Here is a 14,166-nt window from a genome sequence, read left to right as displayed (position 1 = left end):
GATCAGGACCCGGGCGCTTGACCGATCTTGCGCACTGCGGCCAGCGCCTTCGCGACCCGGTCCGGGTCGTCGTACTCGACCCAGGTGATGCGGGGATCGGCCTTCCACCAGGCCATCTGCTTGCGGGAAAACTTGCGCGTCGCGGTGAAGGTGCGTTCCTGCGCCTCCTCGAGGGACATCTCCCCCGCCAGCGCGGCCATCACCTGGCGGTAGCCGATCGCGACCCGCGCCGTGCGTCCGTCGGCCAGGCCTCGGTCCAGCAGCTCCTCGACCTCCGCGACGAAGCCCTCGTCGAACATCTCCTGGACCCGTTGCCGGATCCGTTCCTCGAGGATCGCCGGGTCGATGGAGACGCCGATCTGGACCGTGTGCGGGTCGGCGTACTCCTGCACGGGGAGCCGCGCGCTCCAGGGCTCGCCGGTCAACTCGATCACCTCGAGCGCCCGCACGATCCGGCGCCCGTTGTCCCCGATCCGGTCGGCGGCGACGGGATCGAGCACCCGCAGCCGGGCGTTCATGGCCACGGCACCCACCTGATCCAGCTCGGCCTCCAGCCGCTCCCGCACCACGACGTCGGTCCCGGGAAAGTCGAACTGGTCGAGGATCACCCGCGTGTAGAGGCCCGATCCGCCCACCAGGACTGGTGTCACCGCGCGTGCGCGCAGGTCCGCGATCGCCGCCCGTGCCCAGGCCTGGAAGTCCGACACCGTGGCCACGTCGCGGATCTCGAGGGTGTCGAGCAGGTGGTGCGGGATCCCGCGTCGTTCGGCGAGCGGCAGCTTCGCCGTACCGATGTCCATGCCGCGGTAGACCTGCATGGCATCGGTGTTGACGATTTCTCCGTGCAGCGCGGAAGCCAGATCGAGGGACAGCGCCGTCTTGCCGCTGGCGGTGGGCCCGACGAGCGCAACGATCGGAATCTCCGACGTGTTGAACGGCTGCGGCATGTGGTTAGTGTGGCAACAACCGGGCCACACCCCAGCACCGTGGGTGACAGGCCGACTCGGCGGTACTCACGAAGGAGCAACACGATGAGCCTCACGGACAAGTTCAAGGACGCCAAGGACAAGGCCACCGACGCGGTTGCCGAGCACGGCGACAAGATCGAAGCCGGCATCGACAAGGTCGCGGGCTTCGTCGACGACAAGACCGGCGGCAAGTTCAGCGACAAGATCGAGGGCGCCACCAGCAAGGCCAAGGATGCACTCGGCAAGGTCGAGGGCGACAAGGGCGAGCAAGCCTGACTAATGTTGCCGCGAGCGACCCAACGGTGGGTCGCAGACCATCAACGCTTGGGGGTTTCTCGTGGGCTTTCTGGATGACGCCAAGGACAAGGTGACCGACGCAGTTGACGGTCAGGGCGACAAGATCGGCGACGCTGTCGACAAGGCTGCGGACTTCGTGTCCGACAAGACCGGCGGCAAGTTCGACGACAAGATCGACCTGGGCGCCGACAAGGCCAAGGACGCCCTCGACGGCCTCGATGGCAAGAACGACGACATCAACTGATTGACGTCTCGCTACGCCGACCTTGGAAGGGCACCTCGGTGACTGTGCAGGACCCCGCGACCGGTAAGACGCGGTTCGTGGTGGTACCCGCCTCGTACGTCTTCCTCCTCCGGGAGGCAGCGAACGGATCAGCCACCGAGGTGCTCCTTCAATTGCGCCAGGGCACCGGCTACATGGATGACCACTGGGCGGCTGCGGCCGCCGGTCACGTGGAGCGCGGCGAGACCGCGGAGACGGCAGCCCGGCGCGAGGCGCTCGAGGAGATCGAGGTCAGCGACCTCGACCTCACCTTCGCGACCGCGATGCAACGCACCGCGCACGACCTCCCCATCGACGAACGCGTCGACTTCTTCTTCACCGCGCGCTCCTGGTCAGGCGAGCCGCGCATCGTCGAGCCGACCAAGTGCGCCGACCTGCGCTGGTTCCCGCTCGACGCGCTGCCGGACCCGGTGGTCCCCCACGAGCGCGTCGTCCTCGACGGCCTGCGCCGCGGCGACCTGCCGGCCCTGAGCCAGCACGGTTTCTAGAACCGTCAGCGCAGGAGGCGGGTGTCGAGCTGCGTCTCGATGGCCGTGCCGTCGGGACCGGGCTCGACGAAGTAGGCCGCGGACCCGTCGCGCTCGGTGAGCGCCTCGACGAACTCGGTGCCGCGGTAGAGCACGCCGACCCCGTCGTCGGTCGCATAGCCGGCCGGCAGTTCGCCGGACGCGATCAACGACTGGAACAGCGGACGTCGCTGTTCCTCGGAGTCGTAGTGCACGCCGTTGGAGTACGGCACCAGGCCCAGCCCGTTGGTGATCGGACGCAGATCGGGGCCGAACGAATCCGTCGTACCGCCGCGGTGCCAGCAGATCGAGCCGGCCGACACTCCCGTGAGGACGACGCCCGCCTCCCACGCTTCGCGCATCAGGTCACCGACGCCGTGCAGGTCCCACATCGCCAGCAGGCCGGCGACGCTGCCGCCCCAGACCCAGATGACGTCCTGGGACAGCAGGTGCTCGCGCATGTCGTCGACATTGGGCATCGGGAACAACTCGAGATGGTTTCCGTGGAACCCCGACTCCTGCGCCATGTCGTAGAAGTCGGCGATCAGCGACGGCTGGTCGCCGCACGCGGTGGCGAGGAAGCACACCCGCGGTGCGCGGCCGGTCACCCCCGCGAGGTCGACGGCGTAGTTGGTCAGCGGTCCGACGGACCACTTGTTCCGGTCACTCGGAACCACCCCGCCGGACGTGGCGAGGATGGTCGGAGCGTCGGCGGGCATGGGTGATCCGCCTCAGCCGCAGACCGGGCCGGCGGGCAACGGAGCGGGGACGCCGATGGCCGGCATCCCGAGGCCGACACCCGAAGGTGCCTGGACCCCGCTGGTTGAGCCTGTCGAAATCCGGTCCCACGCGTCTCCGGAGCGAGTACGACGAAGCGCCCGCACCGGGCCGTCGGCGATCAGGTGGTGCGGGGCACCGTGCGTGATCACGACGGTGACGATGTCGCCGGGTCGCGGTGCACCCTCGACCAGCGAGAAGTCCGCCTCGAAGTGCACGAGCCGGTTGTCGGGCCCGCGTCCGGAGAGGCGGTGCGTCTCGGCGTCCTTGCGACCCTCGCCCTCGGAGACCATCAGTTCGACCTCACGGCCGACGAGCAGCTTGTTCTCTTCCCAGGCGATCTGGGCGACGAGTTCCGCGAGCCGCAGGTACCGCTCCTGGACGACCTCCGGGGAGACCTGGCCCTCGAGGGTGGCGGCAGGGGTGCCGGGTCGCTTGGAGTACTTGAACGTGAAGGCACCGGCGAACCTGGCCTGCCGGACGACCTCGAGGGTCTGCTCGAAGTCCTCGTCGGTCTCGCCGGGGAAGCCCACGATGATGTCGGTGGTGATCGCCGCGTCGGGCATCGCGGCGCGGACCCGCTCGATGATGCCGAGGTACTTCGCCTGCCGGTAGGACCGACGCATGTCCTTGAGCACCTTGTCGGAGCCGGACTGCAGCGGCATGTGCAGCTGGGGCATCACGTTCGGCGTCTCGGCCATCGCCTCGATGACGTCGTCGGTGAACTCCGCCGGGTGGGGGCTGGTGAACCGCACCCGGTCCAGGCCCTCGATCGAGCCGCACGCCCGCAACAGCTTCGAGAACGCCTGGCGATCACCGAACTCCACGCCGTACGCGTTGACGTTCTGGCCCAGCAGGGTGATCTCGGAGACGCCTTCTGCGACCAGCGCCTCGATCTCGGCGAGGATCTCGCCGGGCCGGCGGTCCTGCTCCTTGCCGCGCAGCGCCGGGACGATGCAGAACGTGCAGGTGTTGTTGCAGCCGACCGACACCGACACCCAGGCGGCGTACGCCGAGTCGCGCTTGGTCGGGAGCGTCGAGGGGAAGACCGACAGGGACTCGAGGATCTCGACCTGCGCCTCCTCCATGATCCGGGCGCGCTCCAGCAGCACCGGCAGCGAGCCGATGTTGTGGGTGCCGAAGACGACGTCGACGTACGGCGCCTTCTCGGTGATCGTGGCGCGGTCCTTCTGCGCGAGGCACCCACCGACGGCGATCTGCATGCCCGGGTTCGCGGCCTTGACCGGCACGAGTTGGGACAGGTTGCCGTAGAGCTTGTTGTCGGCGTTCTCGCGCACGGCGCAGGTGTTGAACACGACCACATCGGCCTGGTCGCCGGCACTGACGGCGAGATAGCCGGCGTCCTCGAGCAGCCCGGAGAGTCGCTCGGAGTCGTGCACGTTCATCTGGCACCCGTGGGTGCGGACTTCGTACGTTCGGGGCGGACTCTGCGTGGTGCTCATGACCGGTCAAGGGTACGGCGGCACGGCCTCCGCACCCGAATCGCTCACCTGCTGGGTAGTCTCGAGGGCATGGCTGAGACAGTTCCCGCCGGCTTCGTGGCGCGCAACAACGAGTGGATCGGCAGCGTCCTGAGCGTCGCGGCGCTGGTTGTGTCGGTGCTGCTCGGCGCCGGGTTGATGTTCGGGACCGACACCCGCGGAGTGTCTGCGATCCTCACCGTCCTCACCATCGCCGGCGGCACGTTCACCGTGCTGCTGTACCTGATCGGCGCCACGCTGGAGGCGCTCACGCCGACGGCGCTGTGGAAGAGCGAGGACGCCGAATGGCGGGTCGGGATGGGCTTGCCGGCCGCAACCGACGCGGAGGCCGCGACCTCGGAGAAGGCCCAGCGCAAGGCCCTCGCGTTCGCCGTCCTCGCGATCTTCGTCGGGCTGGCGCTCAGCGTCATACCCGCTGTCCTCTGATTTCGGCGGCATGACCCCGGCGTCACGAATCGGTCTCGGTGGCGTGGCGGTCTAGCCGCTGGCACCCTCGCGGGACTAACGTCCCCAAGCATGACCGTCACCGACGACGCTGCGGTCAGCAGCGGAGCGACCCGTGCCAACGACCCGTTGGTCGAGCTCGTTGATGTCCAGAAGTGGTACGGCGAACTGCACGTACTCCAGGACATCAACCTGACTGTCGCGCGCGGCGAGGTGGTCGTGGTGATCGGGCCCTCGGGCTCGGGCAAGTCCACGTTGTGTCGCACGATCAACCGGCTCGAGACCGTCGACACGGGCACGATCAACGTCGACGGTGCCCCCCTCCCCCAGGAGGGCAAGGCGCTGGCCCGCCACCGTGCGGACGTCGGCATGGTGTTCCAGAGCTTCAACCTCTTCGCCCACAAGACGATCCTCGAGAACGTCACGCTCGGGCCGATCAAGGTGCGCAAGACGCCCAAGGCCGAGGCCGACGCCCGCGCCAGGGAACTGCTCGACCGGGTCGGCGTCGGCCACCAGGCCGACAAGTACCCCGCTCAGTTGTCCGGTGGCCAGCAGCAGCGCGTGGCGATCGCCCGCGCCCTGGCCATGGAGCCGAAGGTGATGCTCTTCGACGAGCCCACCTCGGCGCTGGACCCCGAGATGATCAAGGAAGTCCTCGACGTCATGGTCGATCTCGCCGAGCGCGGCATGACGATGATCGTGGTCACCCACGAGATGGGCTTCGCCCGCACCGCCGCCAACCGTGTCGTGTTCATGGCGGACGGCCGCATGGTCGAGACCGCCGACCCGGAGACGTTCTTCACCAACCCCCAGAGCGATCGCGCCAAGGACTTCCTCGGCAAGATCCTCAAACACTGATCGCTCGGCACCTCGGGCCTAGATAAAAGGAGCAGTACATGCGACTCAGGAAAGCATTCGCGGCGACGGCGGTCAGCCTCATCGCTGCCACCGGCCTCGTGGCCTGCGGCGACGCCGGTGACGACGCCGAAGACGGCGTGAAGGTCGAAGCCAAGGACGACTGCGACGACAAGTTCGAGGCCGGCTCGCGGATGGCCGAGCTCGCCGACGCCGGCAAGATCAACGTCGGCCACAAGGACGACCAGCCGGGCCTGGGCTTCGAGGGCGCCACCGACGACCGTCCCAGCGGCTTCGACATCGAGGTGGCGAAGCTCCTCATCGCCGACCTCTGCATCGACCCGGAGAGCGACAGCGTCAACTGGGAGGTGACCATCTCCGACAACCGGGAGCCCTTCCTGGAGCAGGGCAAGGTCGACCTGGTCCTCGCGTCGTACTCCATCACTGACGACCGTCGCCTGAAGGTCGGCCAGGCCGGCCCCTACCTGGTCACCGGCCAGCAGCTGCTGGTGAAGGCCGACAGCGACGTCGACAGCATCGATGACCTCAAGGGCAAGGAGGTCTGTTCGGTGACCGGGTCGACCTCGATCGAGCGGATCGACGAGAAGGGCGCCAAGGGCGTCGGCTTCGACAGCTACTCCGAGTGCGTGGCCAAGGTCCTCGACGGCACCGTTGAGGGCATGTCCACCGACGGCACGATCCTCGCCGGGTTCGCGGCCGAGAACGAGGGCCAGCTCAAGGTCGTCGGCGACACGTTCTCCACGGAGAACATCGGCGTCGGCTACAGCAAGGCCGAGCCGGAGATGTGCGCGTGGATCAACGACGTGTTGACCGCCTCGTTCGAGGACGGCGGCTGGGCCAAGGCGTTCGAGATCACCCTCGGGCCCTCGGGTGTCGAGGTGCCGGACCCGCCGGCACTGGACCCCTGCGCCTGATCTGAGCAGCACCGGCTGATGCGGGTCCCGGACAGGGACCCGCATCAGCACTCACCACGCACGTTCAACGAGCCGGAAGGAGGTACGACGTGGAAGCGATCAGCGACAACTGGGACCTCTACTTCCGCAGCTTCGGCTACACCGTGGCGCTGTTCGTCATTGCCTCAGTGCTGTCCATGATCTTCGGGACGATCCTCTGCGCCCTCCGCGTGGGGCCGGTCAAGATCATGCGGGCAGCGGCCACGACGTACGTGACGCTGGTCCGCAACACTCCCCTGGTCATCGTCTTCGCCTTCTTCACCTTCGCTTCGCCGATGTTCGGCCTCACCTTCAACTTCCTCGACGTCCACATCGGCAAGTTCGACTTCACCGAGGCGTTCGGCGCCGCCGTCGTGAGCCTGACGCTCTACACCTCGACCTTCGTCTGCGAGGCGTTGAGGTCCGGCATCAACTCCGTCCCGCTCGGACAGGCAGAAGCAGCTCGCGCGGTCGGGCTGACCTTCGGCGGCACGATGACCCAGGTCGTCCTGCCGCAGGCCATCCGGGCCTCGGTCCCCCCGCTGGCCAGCGTGCAGATCGCGATGCTCAAGAACACGTCGGTGGCAGCCGCCTTCGGGATCCTCGAGGCGGTCGCGCAGATGCGTCGCTTCACCAACAACTTCAGCTCGCAGCGCACCGAGATCTTCATCTTCTTCGCGCTCGGCTACATCCTGCTCGTCCTCCTCCTCTCGTTCGCCGCGAGCCGACTCGAGAAGAGGTGGCAGGTCGCATGAGCAACAGCGTGCTCTTCGATGCCCCCGGACCGAAGACGGTCCTCCGCCACCGGGCCTATGCCGTCGCGACCGGCCTGGCCCTGCTCGGCATCGCCTGGTACATCTTCGACGGCTTCAACGACGCCGGTCAGTTCGACTACGAGAAGAAGTGGGAAGTCTTCACGACGCCCGACTTCATCCGGGCGCTGCTGGTCGACGGGCTGTTCAAGACCCTCCAGATGGCCTTCGGCGCAATCCTCGGCGCCATCGTCTTCGGCGTGGTGTTCGGTATCGGCAAGTTGTCCGAGCACCGCTGGATCCGCTGGCCCTCGGCGGTGATCGTGGAGTTCTTCCGTGCCGTCCCGGTCCTGCTCCTGATGGTCTTCATCTGGTTCAGCCTCGGCATCAAGGAGGAGAGCAGTTCCTTCTGGGCCGTCGTCTTCGCGCTCACTCTCTACAACGGCGCGGTGCTGGCCGAGGTCCTGCGCGCGGGCATCAACGCCGTACCGAAGGGTCAGGGCGAGGCGGCGTACGCCATCGGCATGCGCAAGACGCAGGTGATGGCGAACATCCTGCTGCCGCAGGGAGTCAAGATCATGCTGCCGTCCCTGGTCAGCCAGTGCATCGTGGCGCTCAAGGACACCGCCCTCGGCACGCTCGTGCTGGCCCCCGGCCTCACCAAGGTGGGCACGCAGATCTACCTCGAGTTCAACAACCGGGTGCCGACGATGTTCGTCGTCGCCACGCTGTACATCTCGGTCAACTTCCTGCTCATGCTCCTGGCGAACTGGCTGCAGAAGCGGTACGTCGGCGAGAAGAAGCTCCAAGTCGCACTCCCCGGAACGGTCGACACCGGCGCGGGTGGCGCCGGCGGCATGTGACCTACTTCTTCTTCGAGGTCACCCAGAGGTTGATGACGCCCTCGATGACGACGGTGCCGTCCTCGAGCTGGCCGCGGACGCGGACCGGGAGGTCACCCTCGGCGGTGTCCCACTGCTCCTGGTCGGTCTCGGCGATGCAGGTGATGTCGCCGGTTGCCTTCGCGGTGTAGCTGATCGACATGCCCTTGGGGATCCAGCGCTTGGTGTCCGGGATGGTCGACTCGGCGAGCGCACCCATCGCCATCTCCAGGCCGTTGCACAGCGCGATCGCGTGCACGGTGCCGATGTGGTTCTGCACGCTGCGGCGCTTCGCGAAGCGGATCTCGGCGTAGTTGGGACGCATGTCGACGACGCGCGGGTGGATCGTCGCGAAGTACGGCGCCTTCTGGGCGAACGCGAGGGAGAACACCCGCTTGCCGATCGAGCCACCGACGACCGGCACGCCGGTCGTGGTCTTCCAGAGGTTGTGCACCGGAGTCGTCATGGCGTTGACATTACTCGCGGGTAACAACCGCGGCAAGGTGCCGTCCGTCTCACCCCGGGAAGCGCTGGGTCGCGACCTGCTCACCGGCGGACACCAGGGTGACGCTGCCCGCGGGGGTCGGGGGCGCGAGCAGCGGGTTGGCGGTCAGCGTCAGTGGCGGCGGCTCCGCGGCGTCGTACGCGAAGGAACAGGTGACCGGGGTGAGCTGGCCGATGACGAGGTACGGCGCCCCGGCTCCGACCTCGAGACCCCCGCCAACCGGGTCGAGCACCGTGCAGGTCCAGCCGGCGCCAGACCGACCACCGGCAGGAACGGTCACCGCGCCGTCGAACACGAAGACCAGCTCGATCGTCCGCGCGGGTCCACCGAACACATCGACCGTCGCGCTGACCTGCGACGGGGCCGGTCCCGGTCCAGCCGTGGTCCCGACGTCGGCCAGGCGGACACAGGGGTCGTCGGTGACGCACGGATCGGCCGGCTCGACGGGCACGACGGGCACGACGACCGGAACGGGCGACACCGCGGTGCTGGGACGCGGTCGCCGGGCAGCCGGGACGACCGACGGACCGCTCACCACATCGGCCTCGGCCTCGGGTTCGACGGGCGCCGGCGTGCGCAGGACGGGTCGATCAGTCGACGGAGCGGGCTTCGGGGCGGTCTCGACAGGCTCGACCACCGGAACGGGTGCGACGTCGGCAGGCGCCGCCCCGTCCCCTGGATGCGGGTCGCTCTCACCCGAGAGGGCAAGGGCTCCGGCCGCGATCGCCCCGATCGCGACCGCAGCGGCGACGCCCACAGCCACGGGCCCACCGACGGCCGAGCCACCCGAGGACGCAGCCCCGGAGGTCGCCCCGCCGGAGGCGGCCACGCCACCGGTGGCAGCCACGCCACCGCCGGCACCGACGAGCCAGAGCAGGCCCTTGCCGCCGCCCGGCAGCACGGCCAGCAACACGATCGGGAGCACGTACGCGGCGAGCTTCTGGTTGACGCGGTCCACCACGACGAACGCCTGGTTGCAGTTCGGGCAGGAGTCGATGTGCTCGCCGAACTTCAGTTCGGCGCGGGGGCTGAGGTCGCCGCGGGCGTACTGGCTCATCCGGGCGTGCGCCCACTGGCACTTCTCCTGCTCCGGGGCAGGACCGGCGTGGAGGTCGAGATAGGCACGCTTCAGGCCCTCGCGGGCACGGTGCGCCAGCGAGGACACCGCGCGCGGCTGCAGGTCCATGATCGTGGCGACCTCGGCCGGTTTCCGACCCTCGACCTCGACGTGCCACAGGACGCGCTGCCAACTCTCGGGCAGGCTCGAGAGGGCGTCCACCGCGACCGTCTCGTCGAGCCCGGCGACCATCTCCTCAGCGGGAACCTGGGCGTCGTCGAACAGCCACGGCTGGTCGGACACCGGCGCCTCGCGCGGTGCCCGCAGGCCGTCGCGATAGCCGTTGCGGATCGTGACGTGCAGGTAGGCGCGGAAGTTGTCGGTCGGTCCGCCGCCGGCGCGCAGCGCCGCGAGCACGCGGGCAAAGGACTCCGCAACGAGCTCGTCGGCATGGTCGGTGCCGACCAGGATGCGCGCCAGATGACGAGCACCGTCGATGTGTGCGCGGTAGAGGTCCTCGTAGGCGAGACCGTCGCCCGCGCGGACGCGGTCGAGCAGTTGCTCGTCCAGCTCGCGGCGCGCGTCGTCCGCCATCAGGTCCCCCCGGATCCTGGTCGTGTGCGGCCCGAGATGGGCTGCGCATTGTCGGGCCCGCTTCATTGCGAGGTCGTCGTGGATGCGCATCGCATCATGCCATCTGCAGGAAACTTGCAAACTTCCGGGAAAACCGCGTGATGTTTGCGGGCGCCCTCCGTCTGGTTGAGGACAGGCCGGAGAACCCGGCCTCCCCACCCACCCTGAACCGCGGACGGAGGCACCGATGAGCGCCATGCACGACGTCGGCACCGCCACGTCCGGGGTGGTCCAGCTCCGACCCCGCGCGGTCGCTCGCCGGACCGCGGCGCTCCGCGACCGTCTGCTCGAACGCCGCCGCGGAGTCGGGCCGTACCGTCACCGGCTGCTCGGGATCACCGGCAACGTGCTCGGCCGGGTCGGCCGGGTGGCGACGAACGACCTCGACTCCTGGGAGCGCCTCCTGCTGGTGCTCGAGGAGCACGAGGAGAACACCTTCGCTTCGCCCGCCGACGCTGCCGCGGCCAACCTGGTCGCCCTGGCGCTCTTCGGTGACGCCACCGACCATGCAGCGCTCGCGGACCTCGCCGAACAACTCGGTCACGAGCGGCTCGCACGGCTCCAGCACCGCCACGGCAGCCGCCTCGAGCCGCACACGGGGCTGCCGCTGGCCAGCGAGGCTGTCCGCCGCCTCGTCGCCAGTGGCCTGCGCGAGCAACTCGTCGCAGACCCGGCGACATCAGAACGCGCCGAAGCGGTGGCCGATGCGGGCTTGCGGGCCGCACACGCCCTGCTCAGTCAGGGTGTCGACCGCGCGTGGACCGTCCCGGTGCTGGACTCGGTCGAGGAACTCCTCGACATCGCCGAGCGAGGAACGATCGTCGAGTGGCGCCACCACCTGGCAATGGTCATCGCCCAGCCGTGGTCGCCGTACACCGGCCGCATCGTCGAACTCGCCCAGGATGCCGGGAAGTCCCACACCGCCGCCGTGATCGCAGCACTCGTCGACCTCTGTCGCGAACAGGCGACCTCGGCTGGACGCCGGGAGTTCCAGCGCGAGATCGACACACTGGTGGCGCTGGGTGCCGGACGCCGCAGGAGCGGCCCCTAGATCGTCGGAGTGCCTGCGGGCGCCAGTTCCGGGGGCCTGGGGGGGCTACGGAGCGGCAGGAACCTGATCTCCATCTCGGGAGAGTTCATTCCACCCGCAGGTACTCCGGCTTCACTTCCTCGCGCCGACCCGAGGTCAGCTGCTGGCCGGGCGGTCGGACTTCTCGAGGTGTGGCCGCATGCCCGAAGCGAGGGCGTAGACCCGGTCATCCAGCCGATTGATGTCGGCCTTCAGATCGACGCGAAGGTCGGCCATCTCGCCGCGGAGTCCGGAGATCTCGGCATGCAACTCCCGCCGCAACGCGACATAGAAGCCAGTCAGCGCCGTCACCAGCACCGCCAGCGAGATCCAGGTGTCGAGGTCCCAGCCGATCACGTCCTCAAGTGTGCGCCAGAAGTTGCCCTTGAGCCAGCGACGCTACGACGCGGCGCCCACACACGTCACCCGAGGCGGACCGGCCTGTGGACAACTCGCCACGACGAAGATCCGGCGGAACGGCATCACGACGCCCGCGCCACCGTCGGGGTAGGCGACGGCCAGGCGGGCCTTGAGCTCGGTTTCGAACCCGGGGCGCAGGTCCTCGGGCAGGGACTGGATCGTCGGGCGGGCGCCGGTGCCGGAGATCCAGGTGAAGACGGGGTCGGGTCCGGGGAGGAGGTGCAGGTAGGTCGTCTCCCAGGCGTCGACCTCGCAGCCCAGGGCCCGGAGCGCCCGCAGGTAGGTGGCGGCGTCATGGGCGGCGACGGTGGCTGCCCCGGCCGTGTGGGCGTCGTACGGCGGCTCGGCTGCCAGTTCCTCACGGATCGTCGTGGTGGGCTGGTCGGCGTTGCCGGGCACCTGGAACGCGAGCCAGCCACCGGGCGCGAGCGCGGCGACCAGGGCAGGCATCAGGTCGAGGTGGCCGGGGAGCCACTGCAGGGTGGCGTTCGAGACGAGGACGTCAACGCTGCCGGGCGTCACGTCCGCCAGCCAGTCGCGCAGGTCGGCCCTGTGGAAAGAGACGTGCTCGGCGGCCGGACTGTCGGTGGCCGCGCGCACCATGTCCGCACTGGAATCGATTCCGGCAATCGACGCTGACGGCCAGCGGTCAGCGAGGAGGGAGGTGAGATTGCCCGGACCACAACCGAGGTCGACCACGACCTTCGGATCGGTCGCATCGATGCGGGTGGTCAGGTCCACGAACGGACGACCGCGCTCGTCGGCGTACGTCAGGTAGCGCTGCGGATCCCAGGCGTGGGTCATCGCGCGACCTCCCGCTCCGCCAGGAACTCGAGGATCCGCGCGTTCACGACCTCCGGTTGCTCCACCTGGAGGAAGTGCCCGGCGCCCTCGATGACGGCGACCCGGCTGCCCTCCGGCAACTGGTCACCGATCAGCGCTGCCCAACGGGCATCGAGGCAGCCGTCGTCGGCGCCCTGCAGGTAGAGGATCGCCATCCTCGGTCCGGAGATCCAGTCGCGGGCAAACGATCGGTAGCGCTCGGGGAGCTTCCAGACGCGCGGCTGCGCGCGGTAGTAGCCGAGCACCGCACTCTTGCGCGCCTCATCCGGTACGGCGGCCGCGAGATGCATCAGGTCTTCGGTGGCATCGAAGCCCGGGGACCAGCGCTCCCACAGGTGGGCGACCAGGCGATCGAACGAACGCTCGGGCAGCCGCGGGAGCTGGTTGAACACGGTGTACCAGCTCAGCCCCGCCTGCCGCGGCACGACCCGGAGCCAGCGGCCGAGATCGCCCCGTCGCGGGTTCATCACCGTGAAGGGCGGGACCGCCATCGACACCACGACGCCGAACGGGTTCGCGGTCGACGCGGCAATCCCGTTGGCGGTGATCGCGCCCCAGTCGTGCCCGACGAGCAGCGCGCGGTCGTCGCCGCCGTACTCCCGATGGAGGGCGAGGACGTCGTCCATCAACGCGGGCACGTGATAACTCCCGTCGGTCGGGATCGAGCTCGGCGCGTAGCCGCGGGTGAACGGCGCGACCACCCGCCAGCCCGCATCGACCAGCACCGGAGCCAGATGGCGCCAGGTGTGTGCGGTGTCCGGGAACCCGTGCAGGAGTACGGCGAGCGGCCGGTCGTGGTCGTCGATGTCACCCCACACGAGACTGGTGAGGGTGACCCGGTCGAGGACTGTCGAGCGATGGTTCACGGGACCGACCCTACGTCCCATTTATCTCGACATCAAGATTCTCGACCGGACCGCTACGATGCCGTCATGCGGGATGAGGTCGATGAGCTGATCGAGGCGTGGGCGCGCGAGCGCAGTGACCTCGACCTCGGACCCGTCGCCGTCTTCAGCCGGATCTCCCGTCTGGCGCACCACGTCGACAAGGCACGCCGCCAGGCGTTCACGGCCCACGACATCGAACCGTGGGAGTTCGACGTCCTCGCCGCGCTGCGGCGGGCCGGGGCGCCGTATGAACTCTCGCCGGGGCGGCTGCTGCGCGAGACGCTGGTGACCAGCGGAACGATGACCAACCGGGTCGACCGACTCACCACGCGCGGGCTCGTCGAGCGCCACCCCGACCCGTCGGACCGCCGCGGCGTGCTCGTCCGGCTCACCCCGGAGGGCAAGGAGGCCGTCGACGGCGCGTTCACCGCACTGCTCGACGCCGAGCGCGACCTGCTCACCGGACTGAGCGACAAGGACCGGCAACTGCTGGCCGACCTGTTGCGTCGCCTGCTGCTGCCGTTCGCCGACTGA

Annotated in this window: 18 protein-coding genes; 10 read left to right on the top strand and 8 right to left on the bottom strand. The window is 68.9% G+C overall.

All coding sequences use genetic code 11. The features are described 5' to 3' along the window. Window positions 1-2: 2 nt before the first annotated feature. Window positions 3-947 carry a tRNA (adenosine(37)-N6)-dimethylallyltransferase MiaA gene (gene miaA, locus HRC28_RS07950; protein ID WP_182379581.1) on the bottom strand — a complete coding sequence of 315 codons (945 nt, stop codon included), beginning with the start codon at window positions 945-947 and terminating at the stop codon, window positions 3-5. Between the two features lie 84 nt (window positions 948-1,031). On the opposite strand from miaA, the gene HRC28_RS07945 reads away from it, so the two are divergent. The 3 genes from HRC28_RS07945 (at window position 1,032) to HRC28_RS07935 (ending at window position 2,036) form a co-directional block, all read left to right on the top strand. Next, a complete protein-coding gene (locus HRC28_RS07945; RefSeq protein ID WP_182379580.1) occupies window positions 1,032-1,244 on the top strand; it encodes an antitoxin in 213 nt (70 codons plus the stop codon). A 61-nt stretch (window positions 1,245-1,305) separates the two neighbouring features. Beyond that, the gene (locus HRC28_RS07940) at window positions 1,306-1,509 is read left to right on the top strand and encodes an antitoxin (RefSeq protein ID WP_182379579.1); all 204 of its coding nucleotides are present in this window, start codon (window positions 1,306-1,308) and stop codon (window positions 1,507-1,509) included. Window positions 1,510-1,547: 38 nt separating this feature from the next. Further along, a complete protein-coding gene (locus HRC28_RS07935) occupies window positions 1,548-2,036 on the top strand; it encodes an NUDIX domain-containing protein (protein WP_237111747.1) in 489 nt (162 codons plus the stop codon). A gap of 5 nt (window positions 2,037-2,041) precedes the next feature. Here the strand turns inward: HRC28_RS07935 and HRC28_RS07930 are convergent, their stop codons facing one another. Then, on the bottom strand, window positions 2,042-2,773 hold the full coding sequence (locus HRC28_RS07930; RefSeq protein ID WP_182379578.1) for a peptidase E: 732 nt from the start codon (window positions 2,771-2,773) through the stop codon (window positions 2,042-2,044). A 12-nt stretch (window positions 2,774-2,785) separates the two neighbouring features. Further along, window positions 2,786-4,294: a tRNA (N6-isopentenyl adenosine(37)-C2)-methylthiotransferase MiaB gene (gene miaB, locus HRC28_RS07925; RefSeq protein ID WP_182379577.1), complete on the bottom strand. Its 1,509-nt coding sequence runs from the start codon at window positions 4,292-4,294 to the stop codon at window positions 2,786-2,788. Window positions 4,295-4,363: 69 nt separating this feature from the next. On the opposite strand from miaB, the gene HRC28_RS07920 reads away from it, so the two are divergent. The 5 genes from HRC28_RS07920 (at window position 4,364) to HRC28_RS07900 (ending at window position 8,200) form a co-directional block, all read left to right on the top strand. Then, window positions 4,364-4,759 (top strand): hypothetical protein, encoded by a 396-nt coding sequence (locus tag HRC28_RS07920; protein ID WP_182379576.1) that lies wholly within the window; start codon window positions 4,364-4,366, stop codon window positions 4,757-4,759. 147 nt (window positions 4,760-4,906) lie between these two features. Further along, window positions 4,907-5,635 carry an amino acid ABC transporter ATP-binding protein gene (locus HRC28_RS07915; RefSeq protein ID WP_182380520.1) on the top strand — a complete coding sequence of 243 codons (729 nt, stop codon included), beginning with the start codon at window positions 4,907-4,909 and terminating at the stop codon, window positions 5,633-5,635. 38 nt (window positions 5,636-5,673) lie between these two features. Continuing rightward, a complete protein-coding gene (locus HRC28_RS07910) occupies window positions 5,674-6,567 on the top strand; it encodes a glutamate ABC transporter substrate-binding protein (RefSeq protein WP_182379575.1) in 894 nt (297 codons plus the stop codon). A gap of 89 nt (window positions 6,568-6,656) precedes the next feature. Next, window positions 6,657-7,340, top strand: a complete 684-nt coding sequence (locus HRC28_RS07905) for an amino acid ABC transporter permease (RefSeq protein ID WP_182379574.1) — start codon at window positions 6,657-6,659, stop codon at window positions 7,338-7,340. Continuing rightward, window positions 7,337-8,200 carry an amino acid ABC transporter permease gene (locus HRC28_RS07900; protein ID WP_182379573.1) on the top strand — a complete coding sequence of 288 codons (864 nt, stop codon included), beginning with the start codon at window positions 7,337-7,339 and terminating at the stop codon, window positions 8,198-8,200. Before HRC28_RS07905 ends, HRC28_RS07900 begins: the two co-directional genes overlap by 4 nt. A gap of 1 nt (window position 8,201) precedes the next feature. Here HRC28_RS07900 and HRC28_RS07895 read toward each other — a convergent pair whose 3' ends face one another. Both HRC28_RS07895 and HRC28_RS07890 read right to left on the bottom strand, forming a co-directional pair. After that, a complete protein-coding gene (locus tag HRC28_RS07895) occupies window positions 8,202-8,684 on the bottom strand; it encodes a hotdog fold domain-containing protein (RefSeq protein WP_182379572.1) in 483 nt (160 codons plus the stop codon). A 49-nt stretch (window positions 8,685-8,733) separates the two neighbouring features. Further along, window positions 8,734-10,374 (bottom strand): sigma-70 family RNA polymerase sigma factor, encoded by a 1,641-nt coding sequence (locus HRC28_RS07890; RefSeq protein ID WP_182379571.1) that lies wholly within the window; start codon window positions 10,372-10,374, stop codon window positions 8,734-8,736. Between the two features lie 226 nt (window positions 10,375-10,600). Between HRC28_RS07890 and HRC28_RS07885 the strand changes: the two genes are divergently transcribed. Then, window positions 10,601-11,464: a hypothetical protein gene (locus tag HRC28_RS07885; RefSeq protein WP_182379570.1), complete on the top strand. Its 864-nt coding sequence runs from the start codon at window positions 10,601-10,603 to the stop codon at window positions 11,462-11,464. 135 nt (window positions 11,465-11,599) lie between these two features. On the opposite strand, the gene HRC28_RS07880 is transcribed toward HRC28_RS07885, so the two are convergent. Genes HRC28_RS07880 through HRC28_RS07870 form a run of 3 tightly spaced genes read right to left on the bottom strand, consistent with a single transcriptional unit; the run spans window position 11,600 to window position 13,611 of the window. Then, window positions 11,600-11,839: a hypothetical protein gene (locus HRC28_RS07880; RefSeq protein ID WP_182379569.1), complete on the bottom strand. Its 240-nt coding sequence runs from the start codon at window positions 11,837-11,839 to the stop codon at window positions 11,600-11,602. Window positions 11,840-11,881: 42 nt separating this feature from the next. Beyond that, window positions 11,882-12,706 carry a methyltransferase domain-containing protein gene (locus HRC28_RS07875; RefSeq protein ID WP_182379568.1) on the bottom strand — a complete coding sequence of 275 codons (825 nt, stop codon included), beginning with the start codon at window positions 12,704-12,706 and terminating at the stop codon, window positions 11,882-11,884. Then, the gene (locus tag HRC28_RS07870) at window positions 12,703-13,611 is read right to left on the bottom strand and encodes an alpha/beta hydrolase (protein WP_202033266.1); all 909 of its coding nucleotides are present in this window, start codon (window positions 13,609-13,611) and stop codon (window positions 12,703-12,705) included. Before HRC28_RS07870 ends, HRC28_RS07875 begins: the two co-directional genes overlap by 4 nt. 66 nt (window positions 13,612-13,677) lie before the next feature. On the opposite strand from HRC28_RS07870, the gene HRC28_RS07865 reads away from it, so the two are divergent. Continuing rightward, entirely contained in the window at window positions 13,678-14,166 is a 489-nt protein-coding gene (locus HRC28_RS07865) for a MarR family transcriptional regulator (protein ID WP_182379566.1), read from the top strand.

Origin of the sequence: Nocardioides sp. WS12 (assembly GCF_014108865.1) — a bacterium.
GTDB lineage: Bacteria > Actinomycetota > Actinomycetes > Propionibacteriales > Nocardioidaceae > Nocardioides.
The sequence above is the reverse complement of the archived record's forward strand: the minus strand, read 5'-3'. Positions and strand labels throughout refer to the sequence as shown.